We start from the raw sequence: 1,239 nt of genomic DNA, 5'->3' as shown, positions 1-1,239 counted from the left end.
CAGGCACTACATCGTGAAAGTGTCCCTGGAATGCGTCTGGTTGTTCTGTTCCGCTTGTTGAACTGCCTCTTAAAAACCTTTCGTCCCCGTTCAAATCGGGTATTGTCTGCCCGTCATAAACACTGTCAGGGTCGTCTAAGGGCAATCCGTTACACTCTACCCACCCATCGGGTAAAGCAGGAGTATTGGTAAAATCTTCATGCCATGCTATAATCGCACCTATGGGGGGAGTTACATCAGGGCTTTTTATCAGACCTGTGTGGAGTTCTTTAATAGCCTCGCTTATCTCGTCCCGCCATCTTTTATTCGCTTCCTCTCCTGCGTTCTCTTCAGGAATAAAAGGCAGTTGTATGTCTTTGCCTATATCCATCTATAAGGAATCCTTCCCATGTTAGCGTTCTTCTGAGTGAAGTTAAGATTCTTAAACTCGCTCTTATGAAGGGCTATTTTAGACTGTGCCATCATTGCTAAATTCTGATTCTCCTGAGTTACTGCTATGTCCGCTACTCCCATCCAGATTAAAAGGTCCGGGCAGTTTGTAGAAATCTCATCCTCGTAAGCGTCCCATGTTTCCACTGTGTTGCTCAGGTCTGGAAGGTATTTCCAGTACCTTATGTAGAGTGCTTCGGTTTTACTCTCTTCCGGTAAAGGAAGGATTATAATTCTTAACGTACCCACTGTCGATGTCGGCATAATGTAATAATACAAAGGCCATTCAGTATTCTGGTCTGCGTCAATCGCTGAGGCCGTGTTGTAGTAGTTAAGGTCAAGACAATCCGAGCCTGCTGTAAGGTCGTCCGTGTTGGCTGTCCAGCTTGCGCCTGAGTTACTTTGTACTGCAACATACCCTATGCTTACGTTATCCGCAGTCACCGAAGGTAAGGCTGCTATTGCTAACGCCTCTGTTGTATAGACCTGATCTGCCGAAGGTGAGGAAGTGCTTATCGTTCCGGCTGAGTTGACTTGAATCAACCATACCCCCCAGAAAGAACCTGCTGCTGCCCCTGTGTTAATTGTGTCTGCTGCTGTAAAGGTAGAGTCTGCCGCCGCTACGGTGTAAGCAACTCCGTTTATCCTGCAATCAAACGCTGTACTCGCTATCTCTTCGGGTGTTGTCCCTGTGCTTAAAGTAGTGGCGTTTAGAATGTGATCTCCGTAAATGTCCGGCATCTCGTACTTGTTAATGTAATCCGTGTAACTGTCAGAACCGAGTTTTTTCAGTTCGTTGTAAGTGTCGTT

At 46.3% G+C, this 1,239-nt stretch carries 2 protein-coding genes; both read right to left on the bottom strand.

Annotated elements, in window-relative coordinates:
• Nucleotides 1-370: hypothetical protein (locus GY843_RS01180; protein ID WP_297305890.1), on the bottom strand; the 370-nt coding region annotated here is incomplete at its 3' end.
• On the bottom strand, nucleotides 361-1,239 hold an 879-nt coding region (locus tag GY843_RS01175; protein ID WP_297305889.1), incomplete at its 5' end, for a hypothetical protein. The genes GY843_RS01180 and GY843_RS01175, both read right to left, overlap by 10 nt.

Source organism: Neptuniibacter sp. (assembly GCF_024231755.1).
Classification (GTDB): Bacteria; Pseudomonadota; Gammaproteobacteria; order Pseudomonadales; family Balneatricaceae; genus Neptuniibacter.
This window is presented reverse-complemented; position numbering and strand designations above follow the sequence as displayed.